Raw genomic sequence first — 19,913 nt, forward strand, 5'->3', positions numbered from 1 at the left:
ACCGGGTCCGGGCCGCGGCAGGCGTCAGCCTCGTTCAACCGCCCTGCCGCGGTTCGGGTAGTCCCGCTCGGTCGAGCTTTCCGTTGGGGCCCAGCGGGAGCCGGTCGAGGACGACGAACGCGAACGGAATCATGAAGTCGGGAAGCCGGTCGGCCACGAACCGGCGCAGCTTCCTCGGGTTCCTCAGGGCGTGTTCGGTGCCGGGTTCCTCGGCGTTCGATGCGGCAGGCACGATGTAGGCCACGAGTCGGCCGGCACTGGAGCCCGGCCCGGGCCGCACGGCTATCGCGGCCTGGGCGATGCCGGGATGGCCGGTCAGCACCGCTTCGATCTCGGCGGGCTCGATACGGATCCCACGGATCTTCATCTGGGTGTCCGCGCGCCCGAGGTGCTCCAGTTGTCCTTGCGCGTTCCAGCGGGCCAGATCACCGGTACGGTACATCCGCTCCCCTGCCAGGCCGAACGGGTCGGCCACGAACCGTTCGGCAGTCAGCCCCGACTGACCGTGATAGCCCCGGCCCAGCGAGCCGGCGACATACAACTCCCCCGGCGCACCGGGCGGAACGGGAGCGAGCCCAGGACCGAGCACATAGGCGCGCATGTTGCCGAGCGGTCGGCCGATGGGCACGCTCCCGGTCCCGTCCCCGTCGCACGGGACGGTGAACGTGGTGGCGTAGAAACTCTCCGTCTGCCCGTAGGCGTTGACCACCGTCGTGCCCGGCATCACCTTGCGGACCTGCCGCACCAGGGCGGCGGGCAGCGCTTCCCCGGCGAACATCAGCACGTCCACGTCGACGCGCCCGGCGAACCGGTCGAGCATCTCGGAGAACACCGAGGGGACCGTGTGCACGACACTGCCCGCCCATCCGCCGCGCTCGCCGAGCTGGAGTATGTCGCGGACCACCTCGACCGTGGCACCGGTACTCAGTGCGGCGAACACCTCGAAGACCGACACGTCGAAATTGATCGAGGTCCCCGCCAGCACGCGCGAGCCCGGCTTCATGCCCGCCACCGCGGCCAGCCGACTCACGCCGTTGACCACGTTCGCGTGCGTGATCGCCACGCCCTTCGGCGCAAGCAGGTCGAAACAGGTGATCCCGCCGACGCAGCCCTGGTTGACCAGGACCGCCTCTGCGCGGTGGGCGCCGAGCCGGGCCTGCAGACTTGCGGCCGGGTCCCAGTACAGGTACTCGGGGATGTCGGTGATCGCGACGATCAGCAGGTCCAACTCGGCGGCCTCCGTGCCCGATTCCTCAAGGGCGGCCCGGGCGGCGTCCTCGGCCAGGTCGGTGAGTCCGACCTCGGTGGGGCTCCGGTGAATGTTGCGGTACCCGTACTCCAGGACGCGTTCGACGTCTTCGGTGTACTGCGGGGCTATGGCCGCGACGGCGGCCGGCTCCCCGAGCGCCGACCCGAAGGACATCATCCCGTAGTCCACGTCAGTTCTCCTCCCAGCCGGCCGTGTTCTCCAGCGAGCTCTTGATCCAGGTGAGGAACAGGACAGCGTCCTGGCCGTTGATGACGCGGTGGTCGTAGGCGAGTCCGACGTGGACGAACCTGCGCATGCCCGCGACTCCGGCCGCGTCGATCCGGCACTCTTCCGCGACGGCGCCGACCGAGACCATGCACAGCTGTGGCCACAGCACGATCGGATGGACGAGGACCACGCCGGGGTCCGGGTTCCACGAGACGGCGATGTTCCCGCCGGCCAACTCATGCGCGGCGAACTCCTTGCCCACCGCCTTCATCCGGAAGTCCATCAACGTGTCGGCCAGGTCCACGAGGGACTGCTCGTCGGCGTGCTTGACCACCGGTACGTACAGCGCCCCTTCCACGTCCACGGTGACCCCGATGTGCGGAGCGTCGGCGAGAGCGACCGTCCGGTCGTCCACGAGCGATCCGAAGAAGCGCGGGAACTCCTGGTGCGCGTCGGCCACCGCCTTGACCACCACCTCGGCGAGCCCCAGCATCGCGCCGGTCTCGTCACTCAAGCGCGCCAACGTGTCCAGGGCATCGTCCACTTCCGCCTTGAGCACGGTGAATCCGGCAGGGATCTCACGATGGCTCTTGGCGACGACCGCCGCGGTGCCCTGTTGAGCGCGGTCGAGGCGGTGCTCGGCTGCCACAGGGGGCGCGCCGTCCTCGGCGACCGGCCGGACCGGCTCCGGCGTGCCCCGGGGAGCCGGTTCCGGAAGGAGATGCCCGAGGACGTCACCGACCGCCAACTCTTCGCCCACCGCCGCGACGCGCCGGAGGTAGCCGGAACCGGGTGCGGCGATGTCCGCCTGGGCCTTGGAGGTCTCCAGCGAGATGATCTCGGTGTCCGGTTCGACCCACGCGCCCTCGTCCACCAGCCAGTCGGTCACCAGGTAGACCGTGTCGTTGTTGTTCAGCTGGGGAACGGTGACGGGGGACCCGGTCGCCGGAGCGGTGGCGGGAGCGACAAGGGGCGCCGGCGGCGGCGACCCGCCCTCCCAGCCGGCCGTCTGCCGGATCCCGGCCCGAATGTCGTCGGTGCCCAGCAGCACTTTGCGCTCCAGATGGCCGGCCGTAGGGATGATGGAGTCGGCTGAGTTGAGCAGCAGCACCGGGCCGCGCAGCGACGACCAGATCCGCTCGTACAGCATCCGCGCCACCTCGGCACCCCAGGTGCCGCCGCCCGTGCTCTCTTCGACCACGGCGACCCGGCCGGCATCGGCGAGCAACGGCAGGACCGGCTCGATGTCCAGCGGGTACAGCTGCGCCGGGGTCACCACGTGGACGGAGCGGCCGTACTCCTCGTGCAGCGCCCGTGCCGCGTCGAGAGCCCGGTGGGCGACGCCACCTGGCGCGATGACGACGAAGTCCGCGCCGCCCGCTTCGCCGTCCGGGAACGTATGCGCCCAGCCCGGACCGGGTCCGACGATCTGGTAGCGGAACGAGTCGTCGACGCGTTGGTCCCGGTACATCCGCCGGGTGTAGAGGACCTTGTCCTCGAACAGGATGCCCGGCGCGCCCCGGTTGAACGCCGCGTCCAGCACCGCCTCGGCGTCGTGGAAGGGTGACAGCTCGTAGAGGGCGAGGTTCGGGATGCCGACGAAGTGCTTCTGCGGACTCTGGCTGTGCGTCGGCCCGTAGCCCCGGTTGCCGCCGACCGGGCAGCGCACCACGAGCGGGACCGGCACCTGCTGGCCGTACATCGACACCGACTTCGATGCGAAGTTCAGCAGTTGATCGAAGCCGAGCGCGAGAAAGTCACCGAACATGACCTCGACGATGACTTTGTTGCCGCACAGGGCAAGTCCGCCGCCGACACCGAGGATGCCTCCCTCGCTCAACGGCGTGGTCAGCACTCGATCGCCGAATCTGCTCGACAGCCCCTTGGTGATCTTGAATGCGCCCCCGTACGGGTCGAGCAGATCCTCTCCGAGAAGGTAGAGGCTCTCCTCGCGGTCGAACAGGCGGTGCAGCGCGCGGTTGAGGTTCTCCGCGACGCGCGGCGCAACGGTGGTGGCCGCGACCGGTGTCATGCCGAACGTCCCTCCTCGGCCAGGAGCTTGCGCAGGTCGCCGACGCTCTGGCAGGAACGGGCCTGCCGAGGGGTGATCCCGACGCCGAACTCCCGCCGGACGGCGGCGATGATCTGCACGTGCCGCAGGCTGGTCCAGTCGCCCGAGGTCGCCGCTCCCGTCTCGTCGTTGATCTCTTCCACCGCCACGCCTAGCACCTCGGCGACGAGCTGGTCGAGCGAGCTCATACGACGGCCCCCTGCCCAGTTCGGACCGTTGAGGCCGACCACGTCGAGGGCGGTCGCGCCAGGACGTCCGCCACCAGGTCGGCGATCCGCGTGCGCTGCAGCGCGTCGACGGCGGCGAACTGGTCGCCGAACCACTGGACGTACTGCGTGCTCCACTCGCGGGCGCGGACGTTGGCGATCTCCGCCTCGGAGCGGGTGTCGTCGCCCTTGCTGTGCGGGCCGAGCCGGACGGTGTGGAACTGCACGACGGCCGGGGCCCTGCGGCGTCGTACGTCCGCCACGACGGGAGCGAGCTCGGCACGGATCACGTTGATGTCCGCGGTGTGCAGCTCGTGGTGGTCGATGCCGAACGACCAGGCCCGGTCCGCGATGGTGCCGGCCATCTGCGACTCCGTCGGTGTCGACTGGGCGATCCCGTTGTGCTCCACCACCACCAGCAGCGGCACGCTCCACAACTGGGCCATGTTGAGGGCCTCGTAGACCGCTCCCTCGCCCCAGGTGCCGTCGCCGATGTGGACCACGGCGATCCGGTCCTGCCCGGTGCGTTTGAAGTGCAGGGCGACACCGACGGCCACGGGCAGGCTCTGCCCCTGCACACCGGTCGACAGATATCCGTCCCGGTAGATGTGCTGGCTGCCGCCCACGCCCGCGCACACGGCCCCGGCACGCCCCGTGATCTCCGCGAGCAGCCCCGCCGGATCCTCGAACCTGGCCAGGTAGTGGCCGTGTCCGCGATGGTTGCTGAAGACGAAGTCCTCGCGCAGCATCGGGGCCAGCGCGACCGGTACGTACTCCTGCCCAAGGCACGTGTGGGTCGTCCCGTTGAGCTTCCCCGCATCGAACAGGTCCAGCAGGGCGAGTTCGAAGTTCCTGATCAGCAGGAGGAGTTCGAGATCCTCGTCAGTGAACTTGGTGAGGGCAGCCAATGTGCCGGATTCCTTCCCACGCATTTCTCCTCCGCTCTGGTCATGACTGGCGCGGGCAACCCCGGGCCGTTCGGCGTCCGACAGCGCGAGGGAGGAGGTCAGGCATTGCCGTTGTCGGCCGCCATGGCCTGGATGAGGCTCTTCGGCCTCAGGTCGGTCCAGTTCTCATTGATGAAATCGAGGCACGCCTGGCGGATGTCCTCCTCTTTCACAACGGTCCATCCCGCCGGCACTTCGGCGAACGAAGGCCACAGGGAATGCTGACCCTCATCGTTGATCAGGACCAGATAGGTGCCGTTCTCGTCCTCAAACGGATTCGACATCGAACTCCCATTTCCTGTGCGCGAGTTTCTCCGGCTCTGTACGTAATTCGCTGCGACTCCGGCAGGTTATACGTCACCGTTGCCGATTGACCACCACGGACCATCACTTCGGAACATCACGGAAGGACGCACGGACGACCATGGCACCAACGCCCCGCCTGCACCGAATGAATCCACGACGGCAGCGGTCACCGCCAGTGGCGTCGGATTGCCGTCCTGCCAACAGGACAATTGGCGGTGCGCCACGCGGGCTTGAAGGGAATCCGCTCACGGGTCTAGCGTGAGGCAGCACGGGATCTCTGACGCAGACCCTTTCGTGCCCTATCGGGGTCCTTGAAGCGCAGATCCGCTGCAGGATTGCCGTTGAGATCGACCCCCCTCAAGGAACCACACGCTCACGCCTTTCCGCCGTATACGCGTCATCATGCCGCGGCGCCCGGCAGCCCGCCCGGCCGACGTCCGCTCTCCGACGTCCAAGAGCGCACTCACGTCAAAGTCGAAGAAGGACCGACAGGAGGAAGCTTCCATGCAGGTTCCAGAGACAAACGACGAGGGGATTCACACAGTCGGCCCGGCGGACGTCGAGCGTTCACTCGTCGAGTGGCTGCGTGTCGAACTGGAGGACCCGGAGATCACCGGCGCCGACAACTTCCTCGACATCAGCGGCCATTCACTGACGTTCTCGAAGCTGAACCAGTTCCTCGGTGACTCCTTCGGAGCCGTACTCGACATGAAGACCACCTACGAGGAGCCGCTCAACGTGGCGGCAGCCAAAACACAGCCGGTCGAAGGCGCCACGCCCATCACCAGGTAAGGGGCTCAGAGCATGACCAGCAGCACCGAACGCACGAATATCGCGCTCTCCGCCGATGAACTGGCCTCCTTCCACAAGAACGGATACATAGGGCCGCTGACCATCTACAGCCCCGACGAGATGGACCAGATCTGGAAGACGGTCCGGCGCGAGGCGCTCGACAGGTCGCACGCCGCGTACCCCGAGGTCGATTCGGGCATCGGGGCGCCGAACATCTTCAACTACGACCGTCATCTCGACATCGAACTGCTGGCCGAACACGTGTGCAACCGGAGGATCGTCGACAGGGTGGCCTCCATCCTCGGCCCCGATCTCTTGTGCTGGCGGACCGAGTTCTTCCCCAAGTACCCCGGGGACGAGGGGACCGACTGGCATCAGGCGGACACCTTCGCCAACGCCAGCGGCAAGCCGCAGCTGCTGTGGCCCGGCGAGTCCGAGGACGACTTCGGAGCGGGCACGCTCACGGTCTGGACCGCGTTCACGGAATCGACGCGCGAGAACGGATGCCTGCAGATCATTCCCGGCAGCCAGAACAAGATGAACTACGACGAGACCAAGCACATGGACTACAACGAGGGACGCATCAACTCCGAGGTCAAGGACGGCGTCCCCCGGGGCTTCTTCGGCTATGACTACCGCCAGCTCCAGGTTGACCCCCACTGGCGGCCGAATGAGGAGGACGCGGTCTCGCTCACCATGGAGAAGGGCCAGTGCGTGATCTTCTGGTCGACTCTGATGCACGCGTCGCTGCCGAACACGGCCACCGGGAAGAACTACCGGATGGGATTCGCCAGCCGCTACGTCCCCACGAAGGTGCGCATCTACCCGGACACCGACCACATCGAGGAGTACGGCGGCAGCATCTCGCTGGAGAACTGGGCCGCCGTACTGGCCAGGGGCGAGGACCGTTTCCAGCACAACAAGATCACCAGCAAGACGCTGAAGGGGACGCCCATCCGCCCGGCATAGCCGAGCCGACGCTCCTCAGGCGGTGCGTGTGAACGACAGAAGCACAACCTCATCGGGCACTACCGGAAGCACCCCCATTGTGGCGTTCATTCCGCCCTCCTGTTGCGGAGCCGGCTACTTTCACCGTCTGCGCCGGGCGCTCGGCGGGCGGATCGACGTCCGGGCCGTGGAGCTGCCCGGCCACGGCCGCCGCTATGACGAGACTCCCCTCACCCGTGCCGAACCCGCAGTCGCCGAGGTCATCGACCAGCTCGGCGGGCGCGTGGACGCCATCTACGGGGAAAGCCTCGGCGCCTACATCGGCCTGGCGGTCGCCGCGACCGCCCGACAGGACCCACCGCCACTCCTGTTCGCCGCGTCCAACTCCCCTCCGTCGACCAGGCAGAGGATCAACGCCGAGGAGATTCGTTCCATCGACAGCGCGGTCGCCCTGCTGACCTCGATGGGCGGCGAGATCCCGGCCGAGATAGTGCGTGATCCGGAGCTCGCCGACCGTTTCTTCCCGATGATCCGGGGCGATCTGCACCTGTCCCAGTCACTCATCGACGCGACCCGCGCCATGACGACCGCCGGGGGCATCCAGGTCCTCGCCGGTGCCGACGACACCGCGTCGGTCCACCTCGCATCGTGGGCCGCCCACACCACAGGACGCTTCGGACTGACGGTCCTTCCAGGAGGACATCTGCTCTCGGCCGGCGATGCGTCCGGGGTGGCCGACGTGATTCTCAATCTCCTGAAAGAGGACCTCGATGGCGACAGCCGCAGGACCGGTTCCCTCGATCGGCCATGACCAGATGCTGCTCTTCCTCCTGCAGATCGGTGTGCTCCTCGCGGCCGCCGTGGTGCTGGGCATGCTGGCCGTGCGGCTGGGCCTTCCCCCCTTGGTCGGCGAACTGAGCGCCGGAGTGCTCCTCGGCCCGTCCCTGTTCGGGGAGTTCATGCCCGGGCTCGCGGGCTGGCTCCTGCCGAAGGACCCCGCCCAGATGCATCTGCTCTCGGCGGTCGCGCAGCTCGGCGTGCTGCTGCTGGTCGCGATCACGGGAGCGCACATCGACCTCGACCTGATCCGCCGCAAGGGCCGCACCATCGGCTACGTCAGCCTCGGCAGCGTTCTGCTGCCACTCGCCCTCGGCATCGGCCTCGGCTTCCTGTTGCCGGGCTCACTCATCGCGTCGGGGGCCGATCGGGGCTCCTTCGCCCTGTTCATCGGGGTCGCCATCGCGATCAGCGCGCTCCCGGTCATCGCCAAGACGCTGTTGGACATGCGGCTGCTGCACCGTGATGTCGGCCAGCTCATCGTGGGCTCTGCGGCGATCAGTGACATCGTCGGCTGGCTGCTGCTGTCGGTCGTCTCCGCCATGGTGGCCACGGGAGCACGGGTCGGCGTGATCACGCAAACCGTCGGCTGCCTGGCCGGTGTGCTGGCGGTTGCCGCCTTCGTGGTCCGGCCGACAGCTCGCGGAGTGCTCCGCGCAACCGAGCGATCGGGTCAACCAGGGGTCAGCGTCGCGGCGATCGTCGTCATGATCATGCTGTCCGCCGCCGGCACCCAGGCGCTGGACATGGAGCCCATCCTGGGCGCCTTCCTCTGCGGCATCGTGATCAGCTCGCTCGGCTCGACGAGCCGGAAGAAGCTCGACACCTTACGGTCCTTCGTGATGTCGACGCTCGCACCCCTGTTCTTCGCCACCGCGGGCCTTCAGGTGGATCTTGCCACCCTGGCCCGGCCCACCGTACTGGCAGCGGGCGCGCTCACACTTCTCGTGGCCATCGTGGCCAAGTTCGCCGGCGGCTACCTAGGCGCCCGGCTCGGCCGACTCGGCCATGACGAGTCGCTCGCCATCGGCGCCGGCCTCAACGCCCGTGGCGTCGTGGAGATCGTCATCGCCACGGTCGGCCTCCAACTCGGCATCTTGACCACCGCCGCCTACACCATCATCGTCCTGCTCGCCGTGGTCACCTCGATGATGGCGCCCCCGTTCCTGCGCCGCGCCACGCGCCGGATCCCGAAGACCACGGCGGAGACGGAACGGGAACGGGAGTTCGCCGGGACCTGACCGGGTTGAACCCTTCCGGGAACAGGCCAGGCCCACGGCTGACCCTTCGGCAGCCCCACGTCAACGCATTCGCCCCCGCGGTTTCAGCGGCACCGGCGGCAGTTCGGGAGCGGGCAGCGGAGCACCGTCGTACCCCACCACCTCACCGAACCGCGAACCCGCCATCCAGTCCGAACGGGCCTGTGCGATATCGTCGTTGGACCGCCCGATGAAGTTCCACCACATGACCAACTCCTCCTCGAACGGCTCGCCGCCCAGGAGCATCAGGCCCGCGTCCGACTCGGCGCGCAGCGGGAGTTCGGTGCGGCCGCAGCCGAGGTAGAGCATCGAGCCCGGCAGCAGCGGGACGCCGTCGACGTGGGCCTCGCCGGACATGGACAGCACGGCGTACTCGAAGTCGGGCTCCAGCGGCAGGCGTACGTCGGCGCCCGCGGTGAGGGCCAGATCGGCGCCGACGATCGGGGTGTACGTCGTCCCGGGCGAGGTCGCGCCGTCGACGCCACCGAGGATGAGCGTGGCCTTGAGGCCGGGCGCCGTGACGACGGGCAGGTCGGCGTGGTGCTCGAAGTGCGGGTCGGTGTGGCGGTGGCCGTCCGGGAGGGCGACCCAGAGCTGCGCCCCGTGCAGGAGGCGGGCGTGCGCCTTGGGGCTCTCCTCCGAGTGGCTGATCGCGCGGCCTGAGGTCATCAGGCCCAGTTCACGCGGCCCGATGGTCTGCAGACTGCCGGTCGAGTCCCGGTGCAGGACCTCGCCCTCGTGCAGCCAGCTGACGGTCTGCAGCCCCATGTGCGGGTGCGGGGGCACCTGCATGCCGGGCTCGTCGGCGATGTCGTCGGGCCCGTAGTGATCCACGAAGCACCACGCGCCGACCATGCGGCGGCCCAGGTTGGGCAGCAGGCGACGGACTTCGGTGGACTCGCCGAGCTTGACCCGGCGGGGGCTGAGGAGTTCACGGACCGGCTCGGCCACCACGAAACCGCGGCCGCCGCAGAGGGCGGGTACTGCCTCGCGATCAAGATTGCTCATGGCCCACAACCTAGCCCTGCCGGGGACCCTCCGTCAGTCCATCGATCCGCCCATTGAGGGGCACTTGGCGCAGAACTGGCTCAGAACCGGCGCGAGACCCAGGTCTGTGGTCGCAGATGCCTACGTCGTTGGTCGCACTCCGTGAAAAACAGTAGCCATGGACATAGTTGCTATGTATGGTTTCCGGCATGAGTTCGGTTCCCGAGGGCGCGACGCCCGGTTTCCTCGTCTGGCGTCTGTCGATGAAGTGGCGCGTGGCCGTCGACCGGGCGGTCGCACCGCTCGGCCTCACCCACGCGCAGTACTCGCTGGTGGCGTCGCTGTACGGCATGCACCGCGACGGCCGGCGCCCCAGCCAGCGGCAGCTCGCCGACCACACCGGCCTCGAGGCGCTGTACGTATCGAAGCTGGCCCGCGCCCTGGAGACAGCCGGGCTCGTCGACCGGACGAGGGACCCCGTGGACCCGCGGGCGATCCAGCTCTCGCTCACCGAGGAGGGCCGGGAGGTCGCACGACGGTCCATCCGGGTGGTCCAGGGGCTCCTGGACCAGCTCCTCGAACCGCTCGGCGGCCTCGACGGCGAGCGCACGAAGGCATTCAACCAAGAGCTCGCGACCCTGCTCGACGTACCGCTGGACCCACAGCCCACCCGGCCCTCCGGGGCCGTCTGACCACTTACGGAGCAGCCATGCCCACCACCACTCCCCCCGTCAACGGCCAGGTCATCGGCCTCGCCCACTACGCGAGCCGGGCCCTCCTGGAGGCCGTACTGGCCCGCACCGGAACCACGTTCAACCAGTCGGTCACCCTCAGGGCCGTCTCCGACAACGGCGGAACCGTCGAGCGCGACTGGCTCGTGCAGCGCGTGGCCGGGGCACTGAAGATCACGGAATCGACGGCCACGGAGACCGTCGACGAGACGACCGAGCTGAAGCTGCTGGACGCGCCGACCGCCGGACAGGTGACACTCACGGAAAGCGGCCGGGAACTGTTCGAGGCCATCCAGGCGGGCGGCCGCGAGATCGCGGCCCGGCTGTACGCGGGCATTCCGGCCGAGGACCTGGCGGTCGCGGGACGCGTACTGGCGCTGGTCACCGAGCGCGCCAACGCGGAACTGGCCGACGCGTAGGACCCCAGGACGCAGGCCGAAGCCTCCCCCGAGGGCCCACCACCAAGACGGTGGAATATTCAACCAATCGGTTCGGTTGTGGCCGTCGAAGGAGGTCAGCAGTGAACACGACGTACTACGACCACGGAACGGCCCCGGAGCGCTGGGAGCGGGCGCGGATGTTCTTCGACGCCAAGGACTACGCCGCCGCCGCGCGCATTCTGGACGGTCTGGTCGAGGAGGTGCCCGAGCAGGCCGGGCCACGGCTGCTGCTGGCGCGTTCCTACTACCACTCGGCCCAACTCCGGCGCGCCGAGACGGAGTTGCGCATCCTCGTGGACCGCGACCCCGTGGAGCACTACGCCCGGCTGATGCTGGGTCGCACGCTGGAGCGCCAGGGACGCCATGACGAGGCCGAACCGCACCTGCGGATGGCTTCGGCGCTGGCGGGCGACTTCGAGCAGCTCTGAGCCGTACCCGCGCGGCAGCGGGTGGAAGAGAAGGCCGAGACCCCATACCTGGGGCTCGGCCTTTCTCGTGCCCCAGGGCTGCCCGCCCGGGATCAATGAGCGTGCATCGGGGGTGAGTTGTGTGATTACGTGGATCCCGCAGCTGGTTCGCCCCGTCAGCCAGGCGGGATGCGTCGCAAGAGGGAACCCGGTGTGATTCCGGGACTGCCCCGCAGCGGTGAGCGGGAACGACCGCCGTCATACGCACTGGATCCGACCGAGGATCCGGGAAGCGACGGCCAGTAGGTGCCGTGTCCTTCGTACGCTCCGTCGTACGTACGGGCACGACGTGCTCGCGAGTCCGAAGACCTGCCACCTGCCCGTACGCCACTGGTGCGTACGGCGATCTCGGTGGCCTCGTGGGAGGGCCGGCGCCGGAGGCGGTCACGCAGCCGATCTGCCGTTCCTTCGTATGAGCCGTCCGGGGTCCGCACCCGTGACTCACGACTCGCGAAGGAGAGTTCCGTGACCGACCGCTCCCCCGTCCCCCAGGTCCGTGCCACTGTGCACGGCTGGCCCCGCCAAGGCCCCTCGCGTGAACTGAAGAAGGCCGTCGAGGGCTACTGGGCGGGCCGGGTCACCGCCGAGGAGCTGCACAGGATCGCGGCAGGACTGCGCCGCGCGGCCTGGCGGTGGTTGGCCGACGCCGGTGTCGGTGAAGTACCCACCGGGGACTTCTCGTTGTACGACCACGTCCTGGACGCCGTGGTCATGACGGGGGCGATTCCCGCCCGGCACCGCCGCGCATTCGACGCCGATCCGCTCGACGGCTACTTCGCGATGGCCCGCGGCACAGACGCGGCGGCCCCGCTGGAGATGACCAAGTGGTTCGACACCAACTACCACTATCTGGTGCCCGAGTTGGGTCCCGACACGGTCTTCACGGCCGACCCGCGCGGACCGGTCGGGCAGCTGCGTGAGGCAGTCTCGCTCGGGCACGCCGCGCGGCCCGTGCTCGTGGGCCCGGTCACCTTCCTGCTGCTGGCGAAGCCTGCCCCGGGCGCCCCCGCCGGCTTCGCACCGCTCTCGCTGCTCGACCGGCTGCTCCCGGTGTACGCGGAGCTGCTCGCCGATCTCCGTGCGGCGGGCGCCACTTGGGTGCAGCTCGACGAGCCGGCACTGGTGCAGGACCAGCCCCGGGCCGTTCTGGACGAGGTGGCGCGCGCCTACCGCGCACTCACGGCGCTCACCGACCGTCCGAAGCTGCTCGTCGCCTCCTACTTCGACCGGCTCGGCGAGGCGCTGCCGGTGCTCGCACGGTCGGCGGTCGAGGGCCTGGCGCTGGACTTCACCGGTCCGGCGGCCGCCAACCTGGACGCGCTCGCCGCGGTGGGCGGGCTGCCCGGCAAGCGGCTCGTGGCCGGTGTGGTCGACGGCCGCAACGTATGGATCAACGATCTGGAACGGTCGCTGACCACACTCGGGACGCTGCTCGGGCTGGCCGAGCGGGTGGACGTGGCGCCGTCGTGCTCACTGCTGCATGTGCCGCTCGACCTCGCCGCCGAGCGGTCCCTCGATCCGCTGGTGACCCGCTGGCTGGCGTTCGCCCGGCAGAAGGCGGCCGAGGTGGTGACGCTGGCCCGCGGCCTCGGCGGGGAGGCGATGGCGCCCCGACTCGCCGCCAACCGTGCCGCGTTGGCGTCCCGCAGCGCCTCGGGCCTGACCCGCGACCCGGAGGTGCGTGCCCGCTGCGCCGCGATCACACCCGAACAGGCCCGGCGTCCCCAGCCGTTCGCCGAGCGGTCGATCGCCCAGCAGGCCCGGCTGGGGCTGCCCGCACTGCCCACGACGACCATCGGCTCATTCCCGCAGACCCGTGAACTGCGGCTCGCGCGAGCCGACTTGAGGGCCGGGCGGATCGATTCGGCGGCGTACGACGCCCGGATCCGCGAGGAGATCCGCGACTGCGTCGCCTTCCAGGAGAAGGCCGGGCTCGACGTCCTCGTGCACGGGGAGCCCGAACGCAGCGACATGGTGCAGTACTTCGCCGAGCAGCTCACCGGGTTCCTCGCCACGCGGCACGGCTGGGTGCAGTCGTACGGCACCCGTTATGTACGTCCGCCGATCCTGGCGGGCGACGTCTCGCGCCCCGCGCCGATGACGGTGCCGTGGACGTCGTACGCCCAGTCGCTGACCGAGCGCCCCGTCAAGGGCATGCTCACCGGTCCGGTCACGCTGCTCGCCTGGTCCTTCGTCCGCGACGACCAGCCGCGCGCCGAGACCGCCCGCCAGGTCGCGCTGGCGCTGCGCGACGAGGTGGCGGACCTGGAGGCGGCGGGCACGGCCGTCGTCCAGGTCGACGAGCCCGCGCTGCGCGAGACGCTGCCGCTGCGCGCGGCGGCCCGGCCCGGCTATCTGGCCTGGGCCACCGAGGCGTTCCGGCTGGCCACCTCCGGCGTCCGCGCGGACACGCAGATCCACACCCACATGTGCTACGCGGAGTTCGGCGACATCCTGGACGCCGTCGACGCCCTGGACGCGGATGTGATCAGCCTGGAGGCGGCCCGCTCCGGGATGCGGATCGCGGACGAACTCGCCGCGGCGGGCTACCCGCGGGCGGTCGGCCCCGGCGTCTACGACATCCACGCGCCCCGCGTCCCGGACGAGCGCGAGCTCACCGACCTGATCGACCGCGCCCTCATCGCCGTACCGGCGCATCGTCTGTGGATCAACCCGGACTGCGGCCTCAAGACCAGGAGTTGGGCGGAGGCCGGGCCGGCCCTGGAGCGCATGGCTGCCGCGGCGCGGCGGGTACGGGAGAACCTGCCGGCCAGGGACTGAGACGACTGACTCCGGTGCCCGGCTCCTCGCAGCCGGGCACCGGAGGCGCTAGACCCGTGTGCCGTACGTCCGCTTCCCCCTCCGGTGGGCGATCTCGCCGAGGAGCACGTCCATCGCGATGAACACGGCGAGCGGGATGCCGAGCAGCGGGACGAAGTAGCCGAGTACGGCGACGGCCGCCATCAGCGGGACCAGGATGTGGGCGGGGACCTGCTGCCAGGCGCCGCGTGGGATCGGGCGGCCGAACGCGGCGGCGCGGCCGCGCTGCCACCACATGCGGTAGCCCCAGACGATGAGCAGGACCAGCGACAGCGCGAGGGCCATCAGGGCGATCTGGTTGGCGAGGCCGAAGAGGACGCCGGTGTGGGCGTCGATGCCCCAGCGGGTCAGCTTGGCGAGCAACGGGTAGTCGGCGAAGCGGAGTTCGTCGGTGACCCGGCCGGTCGCCGGGTCCACGGCCACGGAGTCCTGCTTCTCCGGCCAGCTGCGCTGGATCTGCCGGACGACGTACGCGGAGGAGGCGTCGGCGGGTGCGACGATCTCGACCGGGTCGCCCAGGCCCTTGGCGCGGGCGGCCGCGAGGACCTTGTCGAGGCCCACGCCGTGCTCCGTGCCGCCGGCCGCGGCGCCGGACCCGTGGCCCGCGTGCTCGCCGCCTGCCACCGCCGACACCGAGGGCGTCGCCTGGTCGAGGGAGGTCCGCAGGTCGTCGATGTTCGCACCGGCGTACGTCGACCAGGTCAGCCCGGTCGCCGAGAGGAAGAAGAACCCGGCGGCCGCCCAGACGCCGACCGTGCCGTGCAGGCCCAGGGTGCGGCGGCGGCCGCTGGTGCCGCGCACCTTCCGCTGAGCGCGGCGGCGGCCGAACCACAGCACGAGGCCGCCGCCCGAGATCACCCACAGCCAGCTGGCCGCGAGCTCGCTGTAGAGGCGCCCGTTCTCGCCGAGCTGGAGGTTCGCGTGCAGCCCGTCGATCCAGGTACGCAGCGGAAGCGCACCGGTGGACCCGTACTGCTCCTGCGATCCGCGCACCTTGCCCGTGTACGGGTCGACGAAGACGGCGAGGGTGTGGTCCTCGTCGACGCCCGGGACGCCGGAGAGCAGCACCCTGGTCGTCGCGTCCGCCTCCGGCGAGGGGCGTACGGCCGAGAGCGTGCCCTCGGGGTGGGCCTTGCGGGCGGCTGCGACCTGCTCGCCGATCGGCAGCTTGGTGTCACCCACCGGAACGGTCAGCTCGTGAGCGTAGACGATCTTCTCGGCCTGGAACGAGGCGGCGTACAGGAATCCGGTCAGAGCGGCGACCAGCAGAAACGGGGCGACCAGCAGTCCGGCGTAGAAGTGCAGCCGCAGGACCAGCGGGCGGAGGGCGGATCCGGCGCCGCGGGCCGATGTCGGCGGCTGCGTCGGCGGGTCGGACCGTGGGGAGTCGTCCGTCGTGGTCGAGGGAGCGGTGGTCATCGGCGGGTTCTCCGGTGGCTGGGGACGGACTCGGGGCAGGGGCACGGGAGTTCACCCGTAGCGGTCCAGTAGTCGGATCCCCGCACCGCCGAGTTCCCGGCCCTGCATGTGACCTGGAGCACAGGCGGCTCCGTATGGGCGTGCCGAGCCGCCTCGCACTGCACGAGTCCGCTTGGCATCCTGGCCCGATGGCATCCGAACGTGACCCCCGCACCTTCCGCCCCCTGAGCGACCGGATCGAGGAACTCCTCGCGCACGAAGGCCCGCTGCCGATCGTCGCCGCCGGGGACCCGGTGCTGCGCCGCGCCGCCGCGCCCTTCGACGGCCAGCTGGAGCCGGGCCTCCTGACCCGATTCATCGCCGCGATGCGCGCGACGATGCACGCGGCGCCGGGCGTCGGCCTCGCCGCGCCGCAGGTGGGCGTGGGCCTGCGGCTCGCGGTCATCGAGGACCCGGCGCCGGTGTCCGAGGAGGTGCGCCTCGCGCGCGGCCGGGCGCCGCAGCCCTTCCGAGTGCTGGTCAACCCGGCGTACGAGGCGGTGGGCGCGGGCCGGGCCGCGTTCTTCGAGGGCTGCCTGAGCGTGCCGGGCTGGCAGGCGGTGGTGGCCCGCCACGCCGAGGTGCGGCTGAAGGCGCTGGACGAGCACGGCCGCACGGTCGACGAGGTGTTCACGGGCTGGCCCGCGCGCATCGTCCAGCACGAAACGGACCACCTGGACGGCATGCTCTACCTCGACCGCGCCGAGCTGCGCTCCCTGTCCGAGAACCGGGCGGTGGCGGAGCGCTGGATGCAGCCGACGCCCGAACTGGCCGCGCGGGAGCTGGGGTTCACCCTTCCCGAGTGACGGCGGAACGGCGCTGGTCAAAAATTCGAAGGCGCGCCGCAGCCCGTTCCCGCTACCGTGAAGACATGTCTACGCCCCGGCTCTCTTAGCTACAGGACCCGCTTCCACGCCACCCGTGTGTCCTGTTGCTGATTGATCCCCCGGAGCGTTTCTCATGATCACCGTCCGCGGTGCGGACCTGCGCGTCGGCGCGCGTCTGCTGCTGTCCGACATCTCCTTCCACGTCTCCCCCGGCGACCGCATCGGCCTGGTCGGCCGCAACGGCTCGGGCAAGACCACCCTCATGAACACCCTGGCGGGGCAGGCGCAGCCCGCCGCCGGGTCCATCTCCCGTACCGGGGCGGTGGGTTACCTGCCGCAGGACCCCCGCGCGGCCGACCCCGCGATGAGCGTCACCGACCGGATCCTGTCGGCGCGCGGCCTCGACCGGGCCGTACACGCGCTGCGGGCCGCCGAGACGGCGATGGCCGAGGCGTCCGGTCCGGCCGCGCAGGAGCGGGCGATGAACGCGTACGTCCGCGCAGAGGCCGAGTTCCAGGCGTACGGCGGGTACGCCGCCGAGGCCGAGGCGGCCCGGGTCGCCGCCGGGCTCGGGCTGCCGACGCGCGTGATGGACCAGCCGGTCGGCGCCCTGTCCGGCGGACAGCGGCGGCGCGTCGAGCTGGCCCGCATCCTGTTCGCGGGCCACGGCACGCTGCTCCTCGACGAGCCGACGAACCACCTGGACGCCGACTCGGTCGCCTGGCTGCGCACCTTCCTGACGAACCATCAGGGAGGTCTCGTGCTCATCAGCCACGACACGTCACTGCTGGCCGACACGGTCAACCGCGTCTTCCACCTCGACCCCGGGCGTGCCGCGCTCGACGTCCACAACACCGGCTGGCGCGCCTACCTCGCCCAGCGGGACGCCGCCGAGCGCCGCCGCGCACGGGAGCGGGCGAACGCCGAGCGCAAGGCGGCAACCCTGAACGCGCAGGCGGACAGGATGCGGGCGAGCGCGGCGACGTCCATGGCGGCGAAGAACATGGCGCGCCGCGCCGACCGTCTGCTGGCCGAGCTGGAACCGGTGCGGCAGGCGGACAAGGTGGCCAGGATCCGGCTGCCCGAGCCCGCCCCCAGCGGGCGAATGCCGCTCGGCGCCGTCGCCCTCACCAAGTCCTACGGCGACCACCAGGTGCTGCGTGGTGTGGATCTGGCCGTCGACCGGGGCAGCCGGCTGGTGGTCCTCGGCTTCAACGGCGCGGGCAAGACGACCCTGCTGCGCCTGCTGGCCGGGCACGAGAGCCCGGACGGCGGGCGGGTGGTCCACGGTCACGGGCTGCGCCTCGGCTACTTCGCGCAGGAGCACGACACGCTCGACCCGTCCGGCACGGTCCGCGGGCACCTCGCCGCGGCCGCGCCGCACCTCACCGACGGCGAGGTGCGGCGCGTGCTCGGCTCGTTCCTGTTCACCGGCGAGGACGCCGACAAACGCGTCGGGGTCCTGTCCGGCGGCGAGAAGACCCGGCTGGCACTCGCGGGCCTGGTCCACTCCGGGGCGAACGTGCTGCTCCTGGACGAGCCCACGAACAACCTCGACCCGGCCTCCCGCGCCGAGGTGCTGGCCGCGATGGGTACGTATCCGGGCGCGATCGTCATGGTCACGCACGACGAGGGCGCCATCGAGGCCCTGCGTCCGGACCGGGTGCTGCTGCTCCCGGACGCGGACGAGGATCTGTGGAGCGAGGAGTACCTGGAGCTGGTACAGCTCGCCTGACGCCGTACTCGCCTGGCGCCGTACTCGTCGTCCCGGCCCGACGCCGCCTACTTGTCCCGGTAGGCCTCCAGCAGCCGCAGCCACACCTCGCTGACCGTCGGGTACGACGGCACCGCGTGCCACAGGCGGCTGATGGGCACCTCCCCGGCGACGGCGACCGTGGCCGAGTGGATGAGTTCGCCGACGCCGGGGCCGACGAAGGTAACGCCCAGGAGTACCTCCCGCTGCAGGTCGACGATCATGCGGGCGCGGCCTCGGTATCCGTCGGCGTACAGGCCCGCACCGGCTACCGAGGAGAGGTCCACGTCGACGGCGCGGACGCGGTGGCCGGCCTGTTCGGCCTCGGCGAGGGAGAGACCGACGGCCGCCGCCTCCGGGTCGGTGAACACGACCTGGGGGACGGCCGCGTGGTCGGCGGTGGCGGCGTGCGCGCCCCACGGGTCCGTCTCCAGCAGAGGGACGCCCTCGGCGCGGGCCGCGATGGCGGCGCCCGCGATGCGGGCCTGGTACTTGCCCTGGTGGGTGAGGAGCGCACGGTGGTTGGCGTCGCCGACGGCGTACAGCCACTCGCTGCCGACCACGCGCAGGCTGTCGTCGACCTCGAGCCACGAGCCGGGTTCCAGGCCGACCGTGTCGAGGCCGAGGTCGTCGGTGCGGGGCGCTCGACCGGTGGCGAAGAGGATCTCGTCGCCCTCGATGCGGTCGCCCTTGTCGGTGAGCACCACCACGGTGGCGCCTTCCCGGGTTACCGCGGACACGGAGGTGCCGGTCCGCACATCGGCGCCCGCCTCTGTCAGGGCCTCGACGATCAGTTCCCCGGCGAACGGCTCCATGCGGGGCAGTACGCCCTTGCCGCGGACGAGGAGGGTGACCTGCGAGCCGAGGGCCTGCCAGGCCGTGGCCATCTCGACGGCGACCACACCGCCGCCGACCACGATCAGCCGGCCGGGCACGGCGGGCGCGCTGGTGGCCTCGCGGCTGGTCCAGGGCTTGACCTGGGCGAGGCCGGGCAGGTCGGGCAGCAGGGCGCGGCTGCCGGTGGAGACGACGACGGCGTGCCGCGCGGTGAGCACGTGCTGCTCGCCGTCGGGTCCGTCGACCGTCACCGTGCGCGCTCCGGCCAGTCGGCCGTGGCCGCGATAGAGGTCGGCGCCGATGCCGTTCAGCCAGTCGACCTGGCCGTCGTCCTTCCAGTGGGAGGTGTAGTAGTCGCGGTGCCCGAGGACCGCGGGGGCGTCGAGGGGGCCCTGCACGGACTGGCTGAGGCCCGGCACACGCCGGGCGTCGGCGCGGGCGATGGCCGGGCGCAGGAGGGCCTTGCTGGGCATGCACGCCCAGTACGAGCACTCGCCGCCGACCAGCTCGCTCTCCACGACCGCGGTGGAGAGACCGGCCGCGCGGGTGCGGTCGGCCAGGTTCTCCCCCACGGGTCCGGCACCGAGCACCACGACGTCGTAGGCGATGGATTCCGTTTCCGTCATGGGGCCAGTCTGGTGGGTGGTGTGCGCGCTGACCACACGGGTACGCGCGCGGAATACGCCGCGGCGGTGCGGCGTTCTCATCAGCGGCTTGGCCCCCGGGCCCCTACACCAGGAAGAGGGATGC

At 70.5% G+C, this 19,913-nt stretch carries 18 protein-coding genes and 1 riboswitch; of the genes, 10 read left to right on the top strand and 8 right to left on the bottom strand.

The features are described 5' to 3' along the window. Window positions 1-34: 34 nt before the first annotated feature. The 5 genes from AB5J56_RS04830 to AB5J56_RS04850 form a co-directional block, all read right to left on the bottom strand. Entirely contained in the window at window positions 35-1,438 is a 1,404-nt protein-coding gene (locus AB5J56_RS04830; protein ID WP_369230378.1) for an AMP-binding protein, read from the bottom strand. 1 nt (window position 1,439) lies between these two features. Further along, window positions 1,440-3,509 carry a 2-oxo acid dehydrogenase subunit E2 gene (locus AB5J56_RS04835; protein ID WP_369230380.1) on the bottom strand — a complete coding sequence of 690 codons (2,070 nt, stop codon included), beginning with the start codon at window positions 3,507-3,509 and terminating at the stop codon, window positions 1,440-1,442. Beyond that, a complete protein-coding gene (locus tag AB5J56_RS04840) occupies window positions 3,506-3,736 on the bottom strand; it encodes an acyl carrier protein (RefSeq protein ID WP_369230382.1) in 231 nt (76 codons plus the stop codon). Before AB5J56_RS04840 ends, AB5J56_RS04835 begins: the two co-directional genes overlap by 4 nt. Next, entirely contained in the window at window positions 3,733-4,686 is a 954-nt protein-coding gene (locus tag AB5J56_RS04845; protein ID WP_369230384.1) for a thiamine pyrophosphate-dependent dehydrogenase E1 component subunit alpha, read from the bottom strand. Before AB5J56_RS04845 ends, AB5J56_RS04840 begins: the two co-directional genes overlap by 4 nt. Before the next feature lie 74 nt (window positions 4,687-4,760). Continuing rightward, window positions 4,761-4,985, bottom strand: a complete 225-nt coding sequence (locus AB5J56_RS04850; protein WP_369230386.1) for an MbtH family protein — start codon at window positions 4,983-4,985, stop codon at window positions 4,761-4,763. Window positions 4,986-5,511: 526 nt separating this feature from the next. On the opposite strand from AB5J56_RS04850, the gene AB5J56_RS04855 reads away from it, so the two are divergent. The 4 genes from AB5J56_RS04855 to AB5J56_RS04870 all read left to right on the top strand — a co-directional run bounded on the left by AB5J56_RS04855 (window position 5,512) and on the right by AB5J56_RS04870 (window position 8,825). After that, on the top strand, window positions 5,512-5,799 hold the full coding sequence (locus AB5J56_RS04855) for a hypothetical protein (protein WP_369230388.1): 288 nt from the start codon (window positions 5,512-5,514) through the stop codon (window positions 5,797-5,799). 12 nt (window positions 5,800-5,811) lie between these two features. After that, complete coding sequence (locus AB5J56_RS04860) at window positions 5,812-6,768, top strand: chlorinating enzyme (RefSeq protein WP_369230390.1); 957 nt, start codon at window positions 5,812-5,814, stop codon at window positions 6,766-6,768. Window positions 6,769-6,847: 79 nt separating this feature from the next. Further along, window positions 6,848-7,558 (top strand): thioesterase II family protein, encoded by a 711-nt coding sequence (locus tag AB5J56_RS04865; RefSeq protein ID WP_369230392.1) that lies wholly within the window; start codon window positions 6,848-6,850, stop codon window positions 7,556-7,558. Further along, the gene (locus AB5J56_RS04870) at window positions 7,518-8,825 is read left to right on the top strand and encodes a cation:proton antiporter (RefSeq protein WP_369230393.1); all 1,308 of its coding nucleotides are present in this window, start codon (window positions 7,518-7,520) and stop codon (window positions 8,823-8,825) included. The genes AB5J56_RS04865 and AB5J56_RS04870 overlap by 41 nt, the downstream gene beginning before the upstream one ends. A 60-nt stretch (window positions 8,826-8,885) precedes the next feature. On the opposite strand, the gene AB5J56_RS04875 is transcribed toward AB5J56_RS04870, so the two are convergent. Further along, the gene (locus AB5J56_RS04875; RefSeq protein ID WP_369230394.1) at window positions 8,886-9,851 is read right to left on the bottom strand and encodes a pirin family protein; all 966 of its coding nucleotides are present in this window, start codon (window positions 9,849-9,851) and stop codon (window positions 8,886-8,888) included. Between the two features lie 188 nt (window positions 9,852-10,039). Here AB5J56_RS04875 and AB5J56_RS04880 point away from each other — a divergent pair, with 188 nt between their 5' ends. The 4 genes from AB5J56_RS04880 (at window position 10,040) to metE (ending at window position 14,249) form a co-directional block, all read left to right on the top strand. Then, window positions 10,040-10,522: a MarR family winged helix-turn-helix transcriptional regulator gene (locus AB5J56_RS04880; RefSeq protein WP_369230396.1), complete on the top strand. Its 483-nt coding sequence runs from the start codon at window positions 10,040-10,042 to the stop codon at window positions 10,520-10,522. A 17-nt stretch (window positions 10,523-10,539) separates the two neighbouring features. Further along, window positions 10,540-10,980 carry a MarR family winged helix-turn-helix transcriptional regulator gene (locus AB5J56_RS04885; protein ID WP_369230398.1) on the top strand — a complete coding sequence of 147 codons (441 nt, stop codon included), beginning with the start codon at window positions 10,540-10,542 and terminating at the stop codon, window positions 10,978-10,980. A gap of 101 nt (window positions 10,981-11,081) precedes the next feature. Further along, window positions 11,082-11,429, top strand: coding sequence for a tetratricopeptide repeat protein (locus AB5J56_RS04890; protein ID WP_369230400.1), 348 nt, complete (start codon window positions 11,082-11,084; stop codon window positions 11,427-11,429). A gap of 126 nt (window positions 11,430-11,555) precedes the next feature. Continuing rightward, window positions 11,556-11,800: riboswitch (cobalamin riboswitch) on the top strand. Window positions 11,801-11,933: 133 nt separating this feature from the next. Next, window positions 11,934-14,249 (top strand): 5-methyltetrahydropteroyltriglutamate--homocysteine S-methyltransferase, encoded by a 2,316-nt coding sequence (gene metE / locus AB5J56_RS04895; RefSeq protein WP_369230402.1) that lies wholly within the window; start codon window positions 11,934-11,936, stop codon window positions 14,247-14,249. A 48-nt stretch (window positions 14,250-14,297) separates the two neighbouring features. Here metE and AB5J56_RS04900 read toward each other — a convergent pair whose 3' ends face one another. Continuing rightward, complete coding sequence (locus AB5J56_RS04900) at window positions 14,298-15,707, bottom strand: PepSY-associated TM helix domain-containing protein (protein ID WP_369230404.1); 1,410 nt, start codon at window positions 15,705-15,707, stop codon at window positions 14,298-14,300. A 188-nt stretch (window positions 15,708-15,895) separates the two neighbouring features. Here AB5J56_RS04900 and AB5J56_RS04905 point away from each other — a divergent pair, with 188 nt between their 5' ends. Both AB5J56_RS04905 and AB5J56_RS04910 read left to right on the top strand, forming a co-directional pair. Continuing rightward, entirely contained in the window at window positions 15,896-16,552 is a 657-nt protein-coding gene (locus tag AB5J56_RS04905) for a peptide deformylase (protein ID WP_369230406.1), read from the top strand. Between the two features lie 154 nt (window positions 16,553-16,706). Beyond that, a complete protein-coding gene (locus AB5J56_RS04910; RefSeq protein WP_369230408.1) occupies window positions 16,707-18,308 on the top strand; it encodes an ABC-F family ATP-binding cassette domain-containing protein in 1,602 nt (533 codons plus the stop codon). Window positions 18,309-18,355: 47 nt separating this feature from the next. Here the strand turns inward: AB5J56_RS04910 and AB5J56_RS04915 are convergent, their stop codons facing one another. Continuing rightward, on the bottom strand, window positions 18,356-19,789 hold the full coding sequence (locus AB5J56_RS04915; RefSeq protein ID WP_369230410.1) for an NAD(P)/FAD-dependent oxidoreductase: 1,434 nt from the start codon (window positions 19,787-19,789) through the stop codon (window positions 18,356-18,358). Between the last annotated feature and the right edge of the window lie 124 nt (window positions 19,790-19,913).

The organism is Streptomyces sp. R21 (genome assembly GCF_041051975.1).
Lineage (GTDB): Bacteria > Actinomycetota > Actinomycetes > Streptomycetales > Streptomycetaceae > Streptomyces.